22 protein-coding genes and 1 pseudogene are annotated in these 20,470 nt (G+C 34.7%); 2 read left to right on the top strand and 21 right to left on the bottom strand.

What is annotated here, in order from left to right:
- Window positions 1-166 precede the first annotated feature (166 nt).
- The 7 genes from AB4Y90_RS05455 to AB4Y90_RS05425 form a co-directional block, all read right to left on the bottom strand.
- Window positions 167-652 (bottom strand): Coq4 family protein, encoded by a 486-nt coding sequence (locus tag AB4Y90_RS05455; protein ID WP_441556440.1) that lies wholly within the window; start codon window positions 650-652, stop codon window positions 167-169.
- Between the two features lie 10 nt (window positions 653-662).
- Window positions 663-1,049: a hypothetical protein gene (locus AB4Y90_RS05450; protein WP_441556439.1), complete on the bottom strand. Its 387-nt coding sequence runs from the start codon at window positions 1,047-1,049 to the stop codon at window positions 663-665.
- A 279-nt stretch (window positions 1,050-1,328) separates the two neighbouring features.
- The gene (locus AB4Y90_RS05445) at window positions 1,329-2,177 is read right to left on the bottom strand and encodes a metallophosphoesterase (protein ID WP_441556438.1); all 849 of its coding nucleotides are present in this window, start codon (window positions 2,175-2,177) and stop codon (window positions 1,329-1,331) included.
- 124 nt (window positions 2,178-2,301) lie between these two features.
- On the bottom strand, window positions 2,302-2,592 hold the full coding sequence (locus AB4Y90_RS05440; protein ID WP_441556437.1) for a hypothetical protein: 291 nt from the start codon (window positions 2,590-2,592) through the stop codon (window positions 2,302-2,304).
- A gap of 67 nt (window positions 2,593-2,659) precedes the next feature.
- Window positions 2,660-2,950, bottom strand: a complete 291-nt coding sequence (locus AB4Y90_RS05435; RefSeq protein WP_076560069.1) for a winged helix-turn-helix domain-containing protein — start codon at window positions 2,948-2,950, stop codon at window positions 2,660-2,662.
- A gap of 63 nt (window positions 2,951-3,013) precedes the next feature.
- Entirely contained in the window at window positions 3,014-3,391 is a 378-nt protein-coding gene (locus tag AB4Y90_RS05430; RefSeq protein WP_441556436.1) for a four helix bundle protein, read from the bottom strand.
- Between the two features lie 54 nt (window positions 3,392-3,445).
- On the bottom strand, window positions 3,446-4,063 hold the full coding sequence (locus AB4Y90_RS05425) for a hypothetical protein (protein ID WP_441556435.1): 618 nt from the start codon (window positions 4,061-4,063) through the stop codon (window positions 3,446-3,448).
- A 101-nt stretch (window positions 4,064-4,164) separates the two neighbouring features.
- Between AB4Y90_RS05425 and AB4Y90_RS05420 the strand changes: the two genes are divergently transcribed.
- Window positions 4,165-5,766 carry a class I SAM-dependent methyltransferase gene (locus tag AB4Y90_RS05420; protein WP_441556434.1) on the top strand — a complete coding sequence of 534 codons (1,602 nt, stop codon included), beginning with the start codon at window positions 4,165-4,167 and terminating at the stop codon, window positions 5,764-5,766.
- A gap of 140 nt (window positions 5,767-5,906) precedes the next feature.
- Window positions 5,907-6,449 (top strand): GNAT family N-acetyltransferase, encoded by a 543-nt coding sequence (locus AB4Y90_RS05415; RefSeq protein ID WP_441556433.1) that lies wholly within the window; start codon window positions 5,907-5,909, stop codon window positions 6,447-6,449.
- Between the two features lie 27 nt (window positions 6,450-6,476).
- On the opposite strand, the gene AB4Y90_RS05410 is transcribed toward AB4Y90_RS05415, so the two are convergent.
- The 14 genes and pseudogenes from AB4Y90_RS05410 to paaD form a co-directional block, all read right to left on the bottom strand.
- On the bottom strand, window positions 6,477-7,241 hold the full coding sequence (locus tag AB4Y90_RS05410; protein ID WP_441556432.1) for an enoyl-CoA hydratase/isomerase family protein: 765 nt from the start codon (window positions 7,239-7,241) through the stop codon (window positions 6,477-6,479).
- Between the two features lie 284 nt (window positions 7,242-7,525).
- Complete coding sequence (locus AB4Y90_RS05405) at window positions 7,526-8,296, bottom strand: methyltransferase domain-containing protein (RefSeq protein ID WP_441556431.1); 771 nt, start codon at window positions 8,294-8,296, stop codon at window positions 7,526-7,528.
- Window positions 8,297-8,355: 59 nt separating this feature from the next.
- Complete coding sequence (locus AB4Y90_RS05400; RefSeq protein WP_441556430.1) at window positions 8,356-9,654, bottom strand: hypothetical protein; 1,299 nt, start codon at window positions 9,652-9,654, stop codon at window positions 8,356-8,358.
- 150 nt (window positions 9,655-9,804) lie between these two features.
- The gene (locus tag AB4Y90_RS05395; protein ID WP_441556429.1) at window positions 9,805-11,052 is read right to left on the bottom strand and encodes a DEAD/DEAH box helicase; all 1,248 of its coding nucleotides are present in this window, start codon (window positions 11,050-11,052) and stop codon (window positions 9,805-9,807) included.
- 6 nt (window positions 11,053-11,058) lie between these two features.
- Window positions 11,059-11,745: an SMUG2 DNA glycosylase family protein gene (locus AB4Y90_RS05390; protein WP_441556428.1), complete on the bottom strand. Its 687-nt coding sequence runs from the start codon at window positions 11,743-11,745 to the stop codon at window positions 11,059-11,061.
- 16 nt (window positions 11,746-11,761) lie between these two features.
- Window positions 11,762-12,298: an SMI1/KNR4 family protein gene (locus AB4Y90_RS05385; RefSeq protein ID WP_441556427.1), complete on the bottom strand. Its 537-nt coding sequence runs from the start codon at window positions 12,296-12,298 to the stop codon at window positions 11,762-11,764.
- A 152-nt stretch (window positions 12,299-12,450) separates the two neighbouring features.
- Window positions 12,451-14,940 carry a phenylacetic acid degradation bifunctional protein PaaZ gene (gene paaZ, locus AB4Y90_RS05380; RefSeq protein ID WP_441556426.1) on the bottom strand — a complete coding sequence of 830 codons (2,490 nt, stop codon included), beginning with the start codon at window positions 14,938-14,940 and terminating at the stop codon, window positions 12,451-12,453.
- Between the two features lie 125 nt (window positions 14,941-15,065).
- On the bottom strand, window positions 15,066-15,659 hold the full coding sequence (locus tag AB4Y90_RS05375) for an acyltransferase (protein ID WP_441556425.1): 594 nt from the start codon (window positions 15,657-15,659) through the stop codon (window positions 15,066-15,068).
- A 119-nt stretch (window positions 15,660-15,778) separates the two neighbouring features.
- On the bottom strand, window positions 15,779-16,987 hold the full coding sequence (pcaF, locus tag AB4Y90_RS05370; protein WP_441556424.1) for a 3-oxoadipyl-CoA thiolase: 1,209 nt from the start codon (window positions 16,985-16,987) through the stop codon (window positions 15,779-15,781).
- Between the two features lie 82 nt (window positions 16,988-17,069).
- A complete protein-coding gene (locus AB4Y90_RS05365) occupies window positions 17,070-17,483 on the bottom strand; it encodes a PaaI family thioesterase (RefSeq protein ID WP_441556423.1) in 414 nt (137 codons plus the stop codon).
- A gap of 2 nt (window positions 17,484-17,485) precedes the next feature.
- Complete coding sequence (locus AB4Y90_RS05360; protein WP_441556422.1) at window positions 17,486-17,800, bottom strand: hypothetical protein; 315 nt, start codon at window positions 17,798-17,800, stop codon at window positions 17,486-17,488.
- Between the two features lie 102 nt (window positions 17,801-17,902).
- Window positions 17,903-18,960 (bottom strand): annotated as a pseudogene (locus tag AB4Y90_RS05355) (3-hydroxyacyl-CoA dehydrogenase family protein).
- Between the two features lie 106 nt (window positions 18,961-19,066).
- On the bottom strand, window positions 19,067-19,867 hold the full coding sequence (locus AB4Y90_RS05350) for an enoyl-CoA hydratase/isomerase family protein (protein WP_441556421.1): 801 nt from the start codon (window positions 19,865-19,867) through the stop codon (window positions 19,067-19,069).
- Window positions 19,868-19,995: 128 nt separating this feature from the next.
- On the bottom strand, window positions 19,996-20,460 hold the full coding sequence (gene paaD / locus AB4Y90_RS05345; protein WP_441556420.1) for a 1,2-phenylacetyl-CoA epoxidase subunit PaaD: 465 nt from the start codon (window positions 20,458-20,460) through the stop codon (window positions 19,996-19,998).
- Window positions 20,461-20,470 lie beyond the last annotated feature (10 nt).

The raw sequence follows: 20,470 nt of genomic DNA, 5'->3' as shown, positions 1-20,470 counted from the left end.
GGTTTTAATAAGCGTTAAAACTGAGTACAAAACGCCTAAAATACCAAGATTTAGACCCACATTTTCGTTATAAAACAAAACGACGAATGCGATGGTGCTTAAAAATATATAGTGATGTGTTTTCATGAGGTTGAGGTTAAGCTTGAGATTAAGTTTGAGGTTGAGATTAATAGAAAACGGGTGTTTCTTTTTGTCTGAAAAATTCCTGAATGTTTTCAAAATTCTGCCACAATAAAGATTCAAAATCGATGTGGTGAAACGCTCTCATATTTTTCCCTTTCTGATAAGCATTGCGATACATTTTATGGTATTCCGGGAGAATAATACTTCCTAAAACAATGGCTGCCAAAAGATGGGCATTAAGTTTTCCGTTCCCGAGAAGCAGGAACTGCATTGCGATTTCGTCTTCGAAATTGGTTCCGCAACCGGTCAGCAAATGATGCACATCGTGGTTTTCCATTTTTGGAATCATCGTAAAGCCATGTTTTTTATAAAACTCGCCAAGCTTTCTGCCTAAAGAATCTTTATGAAACTCAAGCAATTGCTTTTCATTAAACTGCCATTGCCTTTTTTTCTTTTTAAAATATTTCCTGTACAATTTTTGTGTTTTGTCGTAAACAAAAAGAAGGAACTGAACGCGTGTTTTTTTCATTGTTAATGTATTAATAAAATTCTAAAAAGTATGATAAAAGAAGCCAAGCTGGAGCTAAAAATGGCAATGAAACGGAAAACCAAAAGCCAATATTGAATAAATTTTCCCGATACTCGATTGTGTTTTCTTTGTTATGATTAAGATCTTTTGTAACGCCTAAATGATAAAATAAATTAGCAAAAACAATCATTATTAAATAACCTATTCCTTGAAAGGCAATTGTAAATAATGTAATTTCAAAATCTTCATCATAAGGCATTATAAAATTTACTCCAACAATTATATAAAGAATAAATGCAACGAATCCAGAAATAAACAATCCATAATTATAAAGCTTTCTTTTTTCACTCCACCAATCTTTGATTTGAGATTTTGTAAAGTTTGAATTATCTTTCATGATAATAGTATTAAAATGATTATATAGAAAAAAGACAGAATTGGAAAATTGAAAAACAGAAGAAATGCTGACTTTTTAAACTCAATTCTATTTTCTGGAAAAACGTAATATAAAACGAAGAGAAAAACTATTGAAAAAAGATTGATAATCAGATTAAATGCAGTCAAAAACAGTAAACTATAAGCAAGTTCATCATTCGTTTCAAACATTTTTAATAAAATGATTACAATTCCAATCAACCAGCTAGAGTAGAAATAAATAAATGCAACATTGTTTATTTTAAACTTTTTCATCTCGTACAAGTTTAAAAACCGTTATTTCCGGGCGCACCATAAAACGCACCTGATAAGAATGTCCTAAAGCCCGATTGATATAAAGCATTCTTCCGTCTTTCAAATCAATTTCTCCGGAAACATATTTTCGGTTTTCTACCGGAAGAACAGGAGTGATCACACCGGGAATTCTGCATTGTCCGCCGTGAGTATGACCGCTTAAAATCCATCCCTGATAACCATTCCAGACATCTTTGTCGCAAACATCGGGGTTATGACAAAGCACAAGATTTGCTTTTTCGGGATCGTAATCTTTCATTACCTTCATAGGATCAAAATTGGGCGACCACAAATCATCAAAACCGATAATGTTTAAGCCATAAGATTCCGTTTGCTGATTTTTAAGCATCGTAACACCACTGTTTTGCAGAATGCGATAAATTTCTTCCGAAGAACCTAAGTCTTTCCAGCTTTTTCCGTAATCGTGGTTTCCGAGAATCCCGAAAGTTCCCAGTTTTCCGTAAACAGCTTTTGACATTACTTTTTCTAAATTTTTATGGTCTTCAGGAGTTCCGTGGTTAACGTAATCGCCTGTGTAAACCACAAAATCAGGATTGAAATCTTGTGCTTTTCCGAAAGATTCAATCAAAAAATTCCAGTCGAATCTGTTTCCGACATGCAAATCTGAAATCTGCATCAAAATCTTTCCCTCTAATTCTTCAGGTAAATTTTTGATTGGAAGTTTGCGCTCTACAAACTCTACCCAAAACGGTTCGATCTGCCACGAATAAAGAAAAGGTAAAGCTCCGGCTGCAGAAAGTTGCATAAGTCTTTTCAGAAATTTTTTTCTAGTCATTATTGTATGCTTTTAAATAATTTTGCTCTTGCGGATTTAAAAGATTACGCTGATTTCTGATTGCAATCATCAAAATCAGATTATCACCGTGAAAATCATTCAAACTGAATTTTAAAATATTAGATTAGCTTCCCGCAAAAGGCGTCCCGAAAAGACCTACAGCAAGCTCTACCCAGGTAAGGATCAATACAAATAAAACCACGACGCAGAGAAGGATTTTATAGGTTTTGTTTTTCACAATCCTGCGGACCAAATCGATAATAAGAGCAGTGCCGAATAAAAGTATTCCTGCAATAAGAAAGTCTGAGGAAGACCAATTGAATTCTTTTGAGAATAAATTTCCGAGTACCGCAAACCCTAGTAATAGTATTGGTACAGAATAAATCATTGCTGTTTTTTGTTTTTGTGTCATCATAATAATTTAATTTTATTTATTAAAAGTACTTTGTGTTTCAAAGTTTATTTTCAAAAAAATATAGACTTTATCTGCCTATTAATTTTTCTAATGCATCTAAATGTTCGGTAAACGCTGTTCTTCCTGATTGCGTTACACGGTATGAAGTCTTTGGTTTTTTACCTACAAACTCTTTTTTAACTTCAATATAATTGGCTTTTTCCAAAGCATTGCTATGACTTGCCATATTCCCGTCTGTGATTTCAAGAAGGTTTTTCATTTCAGAAAAATCAACCCAGTCGTTGACCATAAGAACAGACATAATGCCCAATCTTACACGGCTTTCGAATTCTTTGTTGAGTTGACTGATGTTAATCATTACTTATAGTATCTTAATTAAAAAAGTTTTTTAGTTTTTTAGTTTTTTAGTTTTTTATAATTCTTATTTCTTTTGATGAAAGTTTTTTATTGTTTTAATATAACCTCCTAATAGTTTTGAAATTTCTTTACTGTGTTGATACGCATTTTCAAAAACTGTGTCATTTATATAACACAAATCTTTCGCCAGGATCAGATAATAATTTACTTCCTGCAAAGATCCTTCAGAATGCGAAATATAATTTAGTTTGTTAGGCAAAGTTTTTTTAGTAAATCCTTCAGCAATATTAGCCGGAACTGAAACTACAGCTCTTCTTAGTTGGCTTGTTAAAGCATAAGTCTCTTCTTTCGGAAACGCAGAACTTATTTTATAAATCTCCAAAACAAACGCATGCGACTTCTGCCAAACAATTAAATCTCTAAACGAAATAATATTCCCCATAACTAACTAACTAACTAACTAACTAACTAACTAACTAACTAACTAACTAACTAACTACTTATACTTCTTATGCATAATCAAACCATACACAATATGCAAAACGCCAAAGCCAAAAGTCCATGCAACCAATCCCCATCCTAAAAAGAATAATGAAATCAATCCCAGACCAATCTGGCAAAACCCTAAATATTTTACGTCTGTCAAAGTATATCTTTCAGCATTTACCAATGCCAATCCATAAAAAATCAAAGTAGCCGGAGCAACTAAAGAGAAAAGATGATGATACAAAAGTCCTAAACAAACAAATCCTCCCGTTACTAAGGGGATTGCAAAGGTAAACAAAAGTCTTTTGGTTGTGGCATCCCAAATTTTCAAACCTTTTTTCTTGCTTTTATTGGCAGTAAAAAAATATCCGCTTAAAATGGCAACTACTAAAATCACTGTCCCGGTAATAACCAATTCATTCACCATACTTTTACTGAAAGTAATTCTGTCGCCATCAAAATAATTGAGCCCTTCTCTTTCAAAAACGAAACAAACATACGCAGCTCCGGATATTGCTGCCAAACCTGCAACCACTCCTGATAATCCGCTTAATGAAATAAACCTTGAAGATCGTTCCATCATAGAACGAATGTGCGATAAGTCTTCGTGATAGTTTTTTGATTCCATATAAAAGAACTTTGAATTACAAAGTTATATTTAATTTTCAAATAGCAAAACTTTTTATGAAATATTTTACTCAAATTCTTAACTTTAAAAAAATGTATTGTATGGACAAAGAAACCTTGCGCTCAGAAATATTCAGACATTTGGACGGCGTTGTTACCGCACCCATCGTAGCTTCATTAATGAAAAAAGAAATGATTGCTCTCATTATAGAACGGAAAAAAATATCTTTAAGAGAGCTTTCAGAAGACTTTAAAGCCAACGAAGGTTATTTGAATGTTGCAATCCGCGCAATGGCGTCACAAGGCTTTGTAGATTATGAGGTTGATAATGAAATCGACCTAATTATATTTTCAGCTAATTCTAAAACTCAGTTTCTTCAAAAGTACAGTTTGCTGTACTTACAAGTAATTTCTTTCCTAAAACATTCTACGGATATTAAAAATCAGATCAATGAAAATATATTTATCGAAGAATTTAAACGATTGAGCGATGCTGTAAAAGATCATTTTGGGATTCAGTTTTCAGAGAATATCGAAGAAAAACAAATTCAGAGACAGATTTTAAAACATATTGAAGGCTGCATCATCGGTCCGGTGATTGTTTATCTTGGCATGACAGGAATGTTTCATAAATATTTTATGGAAACTTCGTTTCAGGCGGCAGAGTTTCACAAAAATTCAGAAAATTTTGAGGCGATTTTAGATTTTCTTACTTATTTAGGCTGGTTTAAAAAGACCGATGATAATTATAAATTTACAGAAACCGGAATTTATTTTGCCAAAAGAGCAACTTCTTACGGCGTTACGGTTTCGTATCTTCCGTTACTCAATAAAATGGATGATCTTTTGTTTGGTAATGCTTCAAAAATAAGAGAAATATCGGAAGGTGAAGACGAAATTCATGTTGACCGTGCAATGAATGTTTGGGGAAGCGGCGGTTCGCATTCCAATTATTTTAAAGTGGCAAACGATTTTATTATTCAGATTTTCAATCAGCCAATCCATCTTCAGCCGAAAGGTGTTTTAGACATGGGTTGCGGTAATGGCGCTTTCATCCAACATATTTTTGAAACCATAGAAAGGTATACCATTCGGGGAAAAATGCTGGAAGAGCATCCTCTTTTTTTGGTAGGAGCAGATTATAACCAAGCTGCTTTGAAGGTAACCAGAGCCAATCTTATCAACAACGATATTTGGGCGAAAATAATTTGGGGAGACATCGGAAATCCGAAACAATTGGCTGATGATTTAAAAGAAAAATATGAAATTGACCTTTCTGATTTACTTAATATCAGAACTTTTTTAGATCATAACCGGGTTTGGAAGGTTCCGGAAAATAATCAGCCAGCAAGAATCAGCACTTCAACCGGAGCATTTGCCCATCGCGGAAAAAGACTTCCGAATAATCTGGTGGAAGAAAGCCTGAAAGAACATTTGGAACTTTGGCTTCCGTACATCAGAAAAAACGGACTTTTAATTATTGAACTTCATGCTTTAGACCCTAAACTTACCAGCAAAAATTTAGGAAAAACTCCGGCAACAGCGTATGAAACGACGCATGGTTTTTCTGATCAATACATTCTTGAAGTTGATGTTTTTAAAAAGGTCTGCCTGGAAACAGGATTGAATATTGACAGAGAATTATTCAGAAAATTTCCAAATTCTGAGTTGGCAACGGTTTCTATTAATTTATTGAAAAACTAAATTTTAAAAAATCTCACATCGATTTTTCTGACTGACCAGGTTTTTAACAACTTACAACAGATATAAAGTGAATTGTCAATGGTCAATTTTTGCTTCGCAAGTCAATTATTGAAATTGATAAAATTTAAACAAACAAAAAAATGACATTTGAAACCATAGAAACAGATCGTCTGCTAATTCAAAAACTGGATTCAGACATAATGAACCAAATCTTTGAACTTAATAACGAAGACGAAATAAGGAAAATATTAGGCATAAAAACCGAAGAAGAGTTTACCCGCCAGAAAAAAATCCGTCAACAAGGCTATGAATCTTACAATCGAAAAATGCTGAATTTTCAAATTGTAGAAAAACAAAGCTCAGCCATTATCGGGAATTGCGGTTTTCACACCTGGAATCCTCAACATCATCGGGCAGAAATTGGTTATGCTTTGAATGCTGATGAATTTAAAAACAAAGGCTTTATGAAAGAAACCTTGGAAAAAGTGCTTGAATTTGGTTTTGAAAAAATGCAGCTTAACAGAATTGAAGCACTCATTGACGAAAACAACATCCCTTCAAAAAAACTGTTAGATCATTTTGGCTTTACCCGAGAAGGAAATCTTCGTGGCCATTATTTAGTTGACGGAATATTCGAAGATTCGGTTTTATATTCTTTATTACAATCAGAATACAAAAAATAAAGCGTTGAAAATCTCAACGCTTATTTTTTATTTTGCTCTTAACCTTTCCTTGATTGCCTCGATATTTTTCTTGGCAGAATCTTCAAGAATCAGACTTGCGCTCATATGAATTCTTGCGGGCATCAATTCGTTAAAATGCTCTGTTCCTTCCCATGAAACTTTTTTGATTAAAGCTAAAGCATCTTCGCTTCTTGTAGCCAGAGTGTTCAAAAATTTCTCAAGTTCAGCATCCATTTCTGCAATGTTTTCTGAAACCGAATGATAGATATTGTGCTGCTCCGCCCATTTTGCCGATCTAAAATCTGCATCAATTGCCATCGCCGAAAACTGAGACTTCCCGATTTTTCTTTCCACATACGGCCCGATTACGAAAGGACCAATTCCCAAATTGATTTCAGTTAAAGCCAACGAAGAATCTTTGGTTGCAAAACAGTAATCTGCTCCACAAGCCAAGCCAACACCGCCACCCGTGGTTTTCCCCTGTACTCTTACTACAACTATTTTCCCACAGTTTCTCATGGCATTTAAAACTTTGGCAAAACCTCCGAAGAATTTTGTAGAAGCTTCCAGCTCTTCGATTGCTAAAAGCTCATCAAAACTTGCACCTGCACAAAAAGCTTTTTCGCCTTCACTTTTTACAAGAATCGCTTTAACTTCACTTTTTGCACCTTCGTCAAGAATAGTTTGTGCTAATTTTTCAAGAATTGCTCCGGGAAGAGCATTACTTTTTGCAGTACCGAAAGTGATTTCGGCAATATTATTTTTAATTTCTGATGTTACAAAATCACTCATCTTAATTTAAATTCGATTTTTACAAAAATACTAAATAAAGGACTTTTGAGAAAGCTAATCTCATAATTTTTAGTTCTAAAAATAAATAAATCAAAATATCATCAGTATAAATACGGAATATAAAATACCGTATTTATACCCTGTTTTACTCTGTGAAAAATCCGTTATTTTGTGATAGATAAAAGAAGTTATCAACTAATTCCCATGAAAACTTTTTATATCTTACAAGTTTTCAAAAAAAACGATTCTAGGCAAATGAAATTCCCCAGTTAATGGGGAATTCATTATTTAAATTTCCYTCCGTACAATAACATTCTTTTGAATGCATAAATTGCAGGAAATTGTACAAAATTTTCTGCTATTCTCTTTTTATATTCATCAATAAAGTCTTTTTGCTGCTCTTCATTCAATATTTCCAGATACGGAATCAGAGCCGAACCTGAAATAAACTTAAACAACTGATCTGCATCTTCAGCAATAATCGGGTAAACTTTCACAACGATATTTAAATCTTTCAATCCTGCATCAAACATCATTTTTGTATATTCATCCAAACTTAAAACCGGAGAAATCCTGTTCCAATCCTGAAGCCGGGTTTTGTAAGGCTCCTCCGATGCAAGTTGAAATAAAATCTGATTGAGTGTATTTTCAGCCTGAACTGGCATTTGAACAGCGAATTGTCCATTCTCACTCAATAAAGAAAGCAGTTTCGGGAATAACTTTTCATGATCATCCGACCATTGCAAAGCCGCATTGCTAAAAATAAAATCCCATTTTTCGGTTGAGTTGTAAAGTTCTTCAATGGTTTGCTGTTTAAAACTCAATCTCTCATTTTCAAATTCAGAAGTTTCCTCAAGCATTTCTGCAGAAGAATCTATTCCTAAAAATTCCGCATTCGGAAATTTTTCCGATAGAATATGAGTTTGTTCACCCGTTCCGCAACCAATATCAATTGCTTTCTTGAGATTTTCTGATGAAATTAAATTCATTAAATCAAAAAAAGGCTGATAACGAATGTTTTTAAATTGGTTATAAATTTCAGGATTCCAAGGCATATCATTTATTTTAGTTAATTAATTTCTGTTACTTCAACAGGAATTTTTAAGCTAATTTTTTATTTTGTCCATTTGTGAAGATGTTCTATTTGTCTATTTTTTTTCATTAAAGACTGAAATCTTAGCTTCAATAAAATTTGTCGCCCTTCAATTGTTCTTGTGAAAATTAGATCAGATTTATCAAAAGTTTCACTCCATGATTTACGGAAGAACTCTGCGCTCTTTTTATTTTTTGCGAAAATTTCAGGAATTGGAAAATATACATTTTTCTTCATGAAAAAAAAATTCTCCCTTTGCTGTAATAAGTATCTCGGATTGTCAACAGGAGAAATCAACTCCTGTAAGGTTTGAATAAACTGAGACTTTTCATAATTACTTCCTCCTTCCAAATAACAGATTGAATTTTTATAAATATCACTTGATGTTATAATTTTTAATTTTTCAGCAGGAGTCTGAACAATTTTTCCGTTGATAAGGTTTTGCAACACTACATTTCCTATCAATTCCAAATGTCTGGCAATTTTTTTATACTTTAAATATTGTTTCGTAGCCCATACAAATTTACTTCCGTAAACAATAATGCCTAAAACTCCGGCAAAAAGAGCAACCTTGAAAAATCCGTTTCGGGAATGAATATCATCTAAAGATTTTATTATCTCTGAAACGACTTCGTATAGAAAAGTGAAAGCTGTAGAAATCATGATCCCGGAAAAATTTCCTATCATTTTTTTCAGATAGCTCAGTTTTATTTCTTCATTTCTGTACATTTCGCTACTTGGGATCTTCATTTCTTCAATCAACACATTTCCTTTATCCAAAGCATTCTTCCAACGTTTTGAAAGATTTTCCCGATCTTTGGCATAAGCAAATGTCTGAAGATTGATCAAAGAAAACTCTTTTTTATTTTCAATGATCTTAATGTTCAAACGTTCAAAATTATTTTCAATAGAAGAGCTATCACTGTTTGAAACACCAACAAAAGTCTTAAATCTTCTTTTTAAAATATCAAAATCCTGTCCGCCTGTCTGGCTTTTTTCGTCAAAACAAACCAAATGCCAGATATTTCCTGTTTTTTGCGGATCATCTTTATCTGTGCGGATCACTCTGCCTCTCATCTGATTGGAAAGGACGAATGAGCTTACGAAACTCGCAAGAATCAGAGAATTCATTTTCGGCGCATCCCAGCCTTCTCCTAAAAGTGATTTTGTTCCAATCAAAACCTGAATTTCTCCCGATTGAAAAATTTGTGTAATAATATGAACAATTACGTGTCTTATCTGATCCGAAACAGCAATCAATAAATATTCCCGATCATAAGAAAGCTCAGAAACTGAAACTCCCGAAACTTCCTTTCTCATGCAAAAATTATCAAAAATTGCTTTCGAACTTTTAGGAATAATAACAATACTTCCCGTAAGAACGCCAATCTTTTTCTTATCAAAATTTTCTCTCCTCAGTTTCTCAAAAATAGGAATCGCACCTATTTTATCAAGATTAAAATTATTTTGCTAATTATTTGTCAAGAATTCTTTTTTGATGAAATCTGTAAGAACAACCATTTTTAAACTTTCCTTAAGCACGGAATATTCAAAATCAACAATTTCTTTTATACCCTGAAGTTTTCCGATGCTCGAATTGAGAATTTGCGTTAAATTTTTATTATTGAAAAAACTTACCATTTTTTTCTCCAAGAAACCATTTCTTCCCAATTTGTTTTCAAGATTGGTACGATGTTCTTCAAACTGTTTAAAATGGATTTCGTCTACAAAAAGATAAAGATTCAGCAATTCCTCAAGCCAGAAAAAATCAAATTCGGGAACAAATTTTTGCTGATCGCCAACAATTTTAAAATGAATATCTGCAATTTCCCTTCCTCTGAAATTTAAATACACCAATCCTGAAGTATAAGATGAAAGATTTTCGTAGATCCAGTCCAGATATTGTTCCGGGTTTCGGTAAATAGGATGGTTTTCTAAAGCAAGTAATATGATTTTATCATTTTTAATTTCTTCGAAGAATTTATTTGCATAATTGTAATGATCTTCAATTTTGTATTGCTCTTTTTCAGTCGGCAAAGTAAAATAAACTAAATCCTGATGTGGACAAAGATCTCCTTCAATCATCAATTCAGGAACCGATATTTCTACATCCATCGGCCCGTTGAGCTGAATATATTTCTGCCATTCTGCGCCTGAAACATCAAAAGGAGGAGTTGCCGTTAATGTAACAATGGCAGGATTGATTTTTTGCTTCAGATCCATCAGACTTTTCCACCATGCATTTTTCAGGTGGTGAGCCTCATCAAGAATGAAGGTATTTATTTTCTGCTTTTTTAGCTTGTTTACAATTTCAGAAATATTACTAGGAGAGTATTCTTCATCGGAATTTTCATCATTTTTTTCTATTTCTTTTGTATCGCTACAAGCCGCATGAATTCCCTGATAAGTCGTCACTGTAACAAAATTGGGATTTCTAAAATCTGTGGATATCCAATCAGGAATATTTTCAGTTTCTAAAAATAATTCGCAAAATCTATGTATCCATTGATTTCTGATAGCTAAAGTCGGAGCCACAATTAAGGTCGGCTTGTTCAATCTTAACATAATTTCCAATCCCAAAACTGTTTTTCCAGAACCTGGAGGCGCTACGATATGAAGATGGTTGTCATTGAGATATTCACCAGCGGAATCCAAAAATTTTTTCTGATATTTTCTCCAATTATATTTAAATTGTATTCCTGAAGGAAATGAATTCATTTGCGTCTATTTTTTTAAGGCTAAAATATACTTATCAATATACAACTGTTTTTCTTTCGATTTGTATTGCTGAATGTATCTCGGGTGTTCCAAAACTGTCATTTTTTGAAATAAATTTGCTTCCTGATTTAATTTTGAAATAAAATCTGCGTTTTTTTTACCTAAAATAAACACTTCTGAAGTATCGAGATTTAAACTGATATGTTTTTTCAAAGAGTCGATCATAAAATCTTTTACATCATTAAAAAGTTCTTTATCGTCGTAATAATTAGCATTAATCCAGCTTCCTTTTGATTTTCTGACAATCGCTAAAGGAAACGGAGAATTGATGTAAACATCTTTGTAGAATTCTTCTGCACCGCCATAAGCAGCAATCATATCATACATAAAAACCGAAGAAACTTCATGCGTGTGAGCAGATTTCATTTTAATTCCGCAGACACTTTCCAGACGTTTCGTGTCGGTAAAAGGAACACCTGTAACTCCTGCTCCGTGACGACTCGGATTAATTCCTATCAAAAATTTACGCTGATTTGAATCATTATAATATTTTTGATAAAATTGTTTCATGGCGAACATCGTTTCAGGATTATCTAAATACGGATTTATAACCTGAAAATCTTCGGGAAGCTTTCCATCGTATCTTAAATTTTGATTAAACTCAATAACTTTATCTCCGAAGGRTTTATTCATTCTACCTATTCAATAATTAATATAAATTAAATTCCTCTTCGTTTTTTAAACCTTTAATAAAAGCCTCGAAATCTTTAGCAAGAAAAGTTTTTTTATAATTATTTTCCTGATCTATATGTACAACTTTTGGTTCACCATCTTTTCCACATTTCGAATAATCAAGTAAGATCATATCATGCCCTGCCGAAGGACAATCTGCAATATAAACTCCAATGGATGGATATCCCCATTCGTCAATCATGAACTTACTTCCAAGCTCTCCGCAAATAGAATATGTTTTTTCTCTTCCGATCCCAATAATTCCCGTAATCGCAACATGATCTTCTGCCCAAGAATTGACTTCTGTTGTCGGAAAACAATTTTTTTCTATCAGTCCTCCATTTTGAATTTTCATTAATTCGATATAAGAAGCCGGAAGTTTATATCCTAGTTCATTTTCGATTGAAACAATCATCTCATCATCCGGATATCCTTCAATATAATCTCTTACCGAATAACTGCTTTCATTCCAAAAATCTGTAAAATCGAAGTCTTTGAAAAATTTTAGTTCCATATTTTATTTTAGATAAATAATATTCTGATTTTACTGTAAAAGTAATTATCATTTTTTTAATAAACAGTAAAAATCCTTGATAAGGTTTAAAAATAAAAAATCCCTTTCAGTAATAACCAAAAGGGATTATAAATTTAAACTTTTATTTTGAATTAAATCAATCCAAATTGTTCAAAATGATGCGTAAAATGCTTCTTATGCAYCAGTTCCCACATTTCTTTATTCAGTTTTCCGAAAACAAAATTCATGTGTTCAGCCTGTGGATTTTCTTTATAATAAATGGAGAACCTCTTCAAATTTTCCAGGAAAGAAGTCTTTGCAACTTCAAGATTTTTATGTCTTAATTCTAATAATTTTTCGTCATCCACTAAGAACGGCGCAGGGAAATCTTTCGGCATTTTTCTGTGATTGTAAAGAGAATCCTGCCATTTTTCCAATTGCTCTTCAGGGGTGAAACATTTGTTTGCTTCCGGTTCTCCTAAACTAACCAAAACGCCATGTTCCAAATGCTCAATCATTTGCTGAGGAGACATTTTGCCCCAAGATGGTTGAGTATTTTCAGATAATCCGTTTACAATTTTCTGAACATTTTTAAGGTCAATAAAAGGAGAATGTTTAGCCACCAACGTTAAAATTGTCGCTACACAAACGATTTCATCTCTTTGGTTCACAACCTCAACCAGCCATTTCACAACTCCTGAAGGAATATTTCTCCCTTTAACTCCTCTGTTGATTTTTTCTTTTGCTGTCAAATAAACCGTAATCGTATCTCCCGCATAAACAGGTTTGAAGAACGAACAGTTTTCCAATCCGTAATTCGCAATAACAGGTCCTTTCTTCCCTGAAACAAATAATCCAGCCGCCGCAGAAAGGATGAAATATCCGTGAGCAACGGTTTTATCGAAGATCGTTCCTGTCAAGCTCGTTGCATCTGTATGTGCATAAAAATGATCCCAAGAAACATTAGAGAAGTTCACAATATCTGCATCAGTAACTGTTCTTCCTGCTGTTTCTAAAGAATCTCCCACCTCAACTTCTTCAAAATATTTCTGGAAAGGATGTTTGTCTGAATATTTTTTCTCAGCGCCTTGCTGATAAATTTTAGTAAGTGCTGTCAACGTATCCGGAGAACCCTGAATTGCTGTTTTTTGAAGGAAAAAATGAAGACCGTTTAATCCGCCCATTTCCTCACCGCCTCCTGCTCTTCCGGGACCACCATGCATCAAAGTAGGAAGCGGAGAACCGTGACCTGTACTTTCTTTCGCATTGTCTCTGTTTAACACAAAAATCCTTCCGTGCTGAGAAGCCATTTTCCACGCCGTTTCGGCGATAAATTTATCATCATGTGATACAATTGAGCCAACAAGACTTCCTTTTCCTCTTTTTGCCAACGCTGCCGCTTCTTCTGCATCCTTGTAAGGCATCAACGTAGAAACCGGACCGAAGGCTTCGACATCGTGAGAAATATTTTTTGTAAATGGAGAATTATTTAAGAACAGTTTCGGGCTCATAAATGCGCCATTTTCATAGTTCGCATCTAACAATTCGTGCTTTCCATCATAAATCAATTCTGTTTCTGCTTTAAGTAAATCAACTTTTCTTAAAACTTCATCATACTGTTGTTTTCCAACCAAAGAACCCATTCTTGTTTCTCTGCTTAACGGGTTTCCGATTTTTGTCTGGTCTAAAGCTTTAGATAAAGCATTCTGAACATCTCCAACCAAATTTTCAGGAACGATAATTCTTCTGATCGCCGTACATTTCTGTCCGGCTTTTGTAGTCATCTCATTGCGAACTTCTTTAATGAAAAGATCAAATTCCGGAGTTCCCGGTTTTGCATCCAAACCAAGAATCGAGCAGTTCAAAGAATCTGCCTCCATATTGAAACGAACCGCATTTCCGGCAACAGAAGGTAACGATTTTAATTTTCTCCCCGTTGTTGCAGAACCCGTGAACAACACAGAATCTCCATCCTGAACATAATCCAAAATATTTCCCGGTTCGCCACAAACCAATTGAACAGCACCTTCCGGAAGAATTCCGCTTTCAATCATGTCGTGGAAAACAGCGTTGGTTAAATAAGAACCAAACGGAGATGGCTTCACAATTGAAGGTACACCTGCCAACAAAGATGTGGATAATTTTTCCAACATTCCCCAAACCGGAAAGTTGTACGCATTGATTTGTACTGAAACTCCTTCACTTGGCGTTAAAATGTGAGTCCCCAAAAAAGTTCCTTTTGCAGAGATTTTCTGAGTTTCTCCATCCACCCAAAACGGAGTATTCGGAAGCATTCTTTTTGCCAATCCTGAATACGTGAAGAAAGTACCGAAACCTCCTTCGATATCTACCCAAGAATCAACGTGAGTTGCCCCAGTTTTATAAGATAATTCGTAATATTTTTTCTTTCTTTCTAAAAGGTAAAGCGCTACTTTTTTCAACATTTCTCCACGATCATAGAACGTCATGGATGAAAGGTTTTTATAACCGACTGTTCTTCCGTAATCCAAAGCCTGCTCAAAATTCAGACCTTCCGTATCGGAAACAGCAACCTGCTCACCGTTTACAGCGTTATATAAAGGAATCCCGTTTCCGCTTCCTTCCACCCATTCACCGTAGATATAGTTTTTTAATTTTTCCATAAAATATTTTATATTTTAATTTAGCAATGTATCAATTTAACAGTTTACCAATTCAGATGCTTCGACAGGCTCAGCATGACATAACGACATTATTGTTAGATTTTTACATTGGTATATTGTTAGATTTATTTCACGTCATCCCAAATACTGTAATCAACAATTTTCGTAGGAATCTGCTGAACATATTCTGTAAATGGCTCACATGGAAGAATTGCGTCTTTACCTTCTCTTGCCAATTCCTGATACAATCTTGTTCCTTCCGTTTTCCATTTGATCATTTCATCAGAAACATCACGGATAATTTTTGCGGGACTTCCGACAATTAATTTTCTTGCATCACATTTAAAATTTGCCGGAACGAAAGCCAAAGCTCCGATGATGCATTCGTCACCGATTACGGCTTTATCCATCACAACAGCATTCATTCCAACCAAACAGTTTTTTCCAATATGTCCGGAATGAATAATCGCACCGTGACCGATGTGTGCAGATTCTTCTAAAATAGTTTCAATACCCGGAAAAACATGAAGTGTGCAGTTTTCCTGAACATTGGCTCCGTCTTTGACAATAATTTTACCCCAGTCCCCACGGATCACTGCGTTTGGACCGATATAAACTTCCTCACCGATCTCTACATTTCCGATAATCACCGCTTGTGGATGAACGTAAGCAGAAGGTTTGATGATAGGACGGATTCCGTGATATGAGTAAATGTTCATAGTTTTTAAATTTAACAATGTATCAATCTAACAGTTTACCAATTGAGATGCTTCGACAAGTTCAGCATGTCAAGAATTGTTAGATTGATACATTTCTATATTGTTACATTATAAAAAAATTATATTTTTTCAATCACCATTGCATAGCCTTGTCCGACACCGATACAAAGGGTACACAATGCATATTTTTTATTTTGTTTTTGAAGTTCGATTGCAGCAGAACCGACAATTCTTGCTCCAGAAACTCCAAGTGGATGACCGATTGCAATCGCTCCGCCGTTTGGATTGATTCTTGAATCGTCATCTTGTAAACCTAAACTTCTTGTTACTGCTAAAGCTTGAGCAGCAAAAGCTTCATTCAACTCAATGATATCCATATCGTCTAATGAAAGATTCAGTCTTTTTAATAATTTTTGAGTTGCTTCAACAGGCCCAATTCCCATAATTCTTGGTTCAACACCGGCAACGGATGAGCCTAAGATTTTTGCTTTAGGCTTTAAACCATATTTTTTTACTGCTTCTTCGCTTGCTAAAATTAAAGCAGCAGCTCCGTCATTCATTCCAGAAGCATTTCCGGCAGTTACTGTTCCGCCTTCTTTTCTGAAAGCAGGACGAAGTTTTCCTAAACCTTCCATTGAAGAAGTTGGCTTGATGAATTCGTCGGTATCAAAGATTTTTGGTTCGCCTTTTCTTTGTGGAATTTCAACTTTTACAATTTCTTCCGCCAGTCTTCCGCTTTCCTGAGCTTTTGTTGCTTTTTGTTGTGACCAAAGAGCAAATTTATCCTGATCTTCACGGCTGATATTATGCATAACTGCTAAATTTTCAGCAGTGTCGCCCATTCCGTCAACGCCATACATTTCTTTCATTTTTGGATTTACAAATCTCCATCCGAAAGTCGTATCAAACATCTGACTGTCTCTACCGAAAGCTGAGCTTGGTTTTGACATTACATAAGGCGAACGCGTCATGTGTTCAACTCCACCAGCAATATAAATTTCACCTTCACCGGAAGCAATCGAACGGAAAGCATTTGCCACCGCCGACATTCCCGAAGCGCACAATCTATTTACCGTTTCACCGCCAATTTTATAGGGAAGTCCAGCCAATAAAAGTCCCATTCTTGCTACGTTTCTGTTATCTTCACCCGCCTGATTGGCACATCCGAAAATAACGTCCTCAATTTCGTCAACAGGAACTTCAGGATTTCTTGCAACGATTTCTTTGATAACGATCGCTGCTAAATCGTCTGCACGAACTTCAGAAAGCCCTCCAGCCAATTTTGAGATGGGCGTTCTTACATAGTCTATGATATATACGTTGTTCATTTTTTATTAGATTTTAGATGATAGATTTCAGATAACAGACATTTTCAAATCTAATATCTGAAATCTGATGTCTTTTATCTTATTATAATTCTGTTACTTTTTTCCCTATTTTGTAAACCGTTCCGACGAATTTTGCAATCAAATCGTTGTTTTGATTGGTAATTTTAATGTCGTAAACAGCAGTTTTTCTGGTATCATTGACCAAGATACTTTCTGCTCTGAAAACATCGCCTTCTTTTCCGGCTTTGGTAAAATTAATGATACAGTTTAACGCAACAGCCGCATCTCCCGTATTGTTGGACGAAAATGCCAATGCAGAATCTGCAAAAGCAAACGTAATTCCGCCGTGAACTGTTTTTAACCCATTAATCATTTCTTTTTTGATGGGCATTTCCAGTAAACAATAATTTTCTTTGACTTCGATCATTTTGATATTCATCCATTGGGAAAACTCATCCTGATCAAACATATATTCTGCAACCTGTCTTGGATTCATTTTTAGTGTACGCTTGTTATTTGTTCATATAATTCATCAGACAATTTATCATAAATATTCATGGTTTTGCCGAGAATTATTTGTTCATATGTAAGATTTTCAGAATTTGATGGATTTTCATTTGAATAAGAAGCATTTACATCAATTCCTTCTTCAGTAGCAATTCTTTTAATCAGCTCTTTATATTTTTCATTGAATCTTCCTAATAAATCAAGTTTTTCCTTTTCATCATTGATTGAAGAAAGTTCCTGAATGATGTATTCTTTTTCAATGAGAAGCCTTGTTTCCAATTCGGCTCTAAATCCTTCTATATCCATTTTTTAATGTAATAATTTAACAATGTAACGGTTTACCAATTGAGATTTTTCGCTTTGCTCAGAATAATAGACAAATTGCTACATTGTTAGATTGGTATATTGTTACATTTTACGAAGTAACGGGCTTTGTCTGTATCTTTCTTCCTGATATTCTTCGTAAAGACTTTGAAGAGTCTCGGAAATTTTTGCATATCCGATTTCTTTTCCCCAAGCCAATAATCCTTTTGGATAATTTACGCCTTTCTGCATTGCCAATTCTAGATCTTCGTCATTTGCAACACCTAATCTTTTGGCTTCAACCGCTTCGTTAATTAGCATAGAAATAATTCTCAAAAATATTTGCTGATAAAGTGCATCGTCTTTTTGAGCAACAGGATTTTGAGCATTTTCAGAATAGTCGTAGAAACCTTTTCCTGTTTTTCTGCCGTGAAGCTTGGCTTCCGACATTCTTTGCTGAAGAAGAGATGGCTTGTATTTTGGATCGTAGAAATATTCATTGTAAACCGTTTTCGTTACAGAGAAGTTCACATCAACACCAATGAGATCCATTAATTCAAAAGGTCCCATTTTAAAGTTTCCAATTATTTTCATGGCATCATCAACCTGTTCTACTGTTGCGATGTTTTCTTCAACAATTCTCAAACCTTCTCCGTAATAAGGACGGGCGATTCTGTTAACGATAAATCCGGGAATATCTTTAGCAATAACCGGAGTTTTTCCCCAATCTTTCATGAGATTATAGATTTTTTCCGCTAAAGATTTTTCTGTAAGTAAAGATGGAATTCCGCACCGAGAGAGGTGATGGAAATAGATGATGTATTGGAACCAATCACACAGCTTTCTGAAACGTGTTTCTCTAATTCTGTGAAAACTTTGGTTTTTATGTCTTTGTTTTCGATGATGGCTTCAATGATGAGTTCACAATCTTTGAAGTCCTTCAATTCTGTAGCAATGGAAATATTAGACAAAATTTCGACCATTTTTTCTGATGAAATTTTCTGCTTATCAACCAATTTGGTTAATGTTTTTTCCAAACCTACGGTTGCCGTTTCTACTTGTTTTGCGTTGGCGTCGTAGACCCAAACTTTGCATCCGTTCGTTGYGGCTACTTGTGCAATGCCGATTCCCATCGTTCCGGCACCGATAATTCCTACTTCCATAATGTAACAGTGTATCAATGTAACAATGTAACAATCACTGCCATGCCGAGCTTGTCGAAGCATTTCATTGATAAACTGCTACATTGGTACATTGTTATATTAATTCTTATCTTCCTTTATAATCAGGTTTTCTTTTTTGTAAAAAGGCACTTACGCCTTCTTTAAAATCTTCGGTTTCGGCTGCTTCTTGCTGAAGATCTCCTTCCAGCTCCAATTGCTCTTTTAAAGTATTGTCGTAAGAATTAGCAAAAGCTTTTTTAGTTAACTTCAGACCAACAGTCGGCATATTGGAAACTTTTTCTAAAATTTCCATTGATTTTGAATTAAATTCTTCCTCTGTGAAAACCTCAGCTACCAAACCGTAAGATTTTGACTCTTCAGCCGATAATTTTTTACCAGTAAATGCTAAATAATTAGCTAATTGTCTTCCCAATAATTTCGGCAAGAAATAAGTTCCGCCCGTATCAGGAATCAATCCGATATTGGAGAATGCCTGAGCGAAGTATGCTTTATTATTGGCTAAAACAAAATCACAGATCAAAGCCAGCATTGCGCCCGCTCCTACTGCAGGACCGTTTACTAAAGCTACAACAGGTTTTCTGCAACGTGTAATTTCAAGTACCAAAGGATTGTAATAATCGGTTACAATTCTTCTGATGATGTCGTTATCATGATGTTCATTGCCCTGAACAAAAGCATCATCCAGATTCTGACCGGAGCAAAACGCTCTCCCTCTTCCGGAAATCGCAACACATCTTACTGTTGGATCATTGCTGCATTCGTTGACAAAGTCCTTTAAATCTCCCAAAGACGGCTTTGTTAGCGCATTCATCGTTTCAGGCTGATTCAGATATGCAATTTTCAGCTTTCCGTCGAAATGTGATTCAATATCGAGTTGTGTGTACATAGTTTTATTTTTTATAATTAATGTAAATTTACGCATAAAAATGTAGCAATGTATCAGTTTACCAGTCTAACAATATTTGCCGCATTCAAAATTGTTACATTTTTACATTGCTAAATTGTTACATTAATCTAATGGCATTTAAAGTAATCAAACGGCTCTAAACAGTCTAAACATTGATAAGAAGCCTTGCATAATGTAGACCCGAATCTGCTGATCTGTTTTGAATTCATAGAACCACAACGCGGACATTTTTTCGGTTTCCCGATGTGGTGTTCGTCGGCTCCTTTTTCCGGAGGTGTGATTCCGTAAACGCGAAGTTTTTCTCTTGCTTCATCTGTCAACCAATCTGTCGTCCAGATCGGAAACATTTTGGTGACTACTTTCGCATCCCAACCGTTTTCCTTCATGATTTTGATGATGTCTTCCTCAATGGTAAACATAGCGGGACAGGCAGAATAAGTCGGCGTAATCGTTACTTCACAAGAATTCTCGCTGGTAACTTTTGCTTCTCTTACAATACCCAATTCCACGATATTGATTACCGGAATTTCCGGGTCGGGAACGAGTTCTAATATTTCTAAGGGATTTTTCAATCTTTTTTTA

The organism is Chryseobacterium sp. 2TAF14, from assembly GCF_052115105.1.
GTDB lineage: Bacteria > Bacteroidota > Bacteroidia > Flavobacteriales > Weeksellaceae > Chryseobacterium.
The sequence above is the reverse complement of the archived record's forward strand: the minus strand, read 5'-3'. Positions and strand labels throughout refer to the sequence as shown.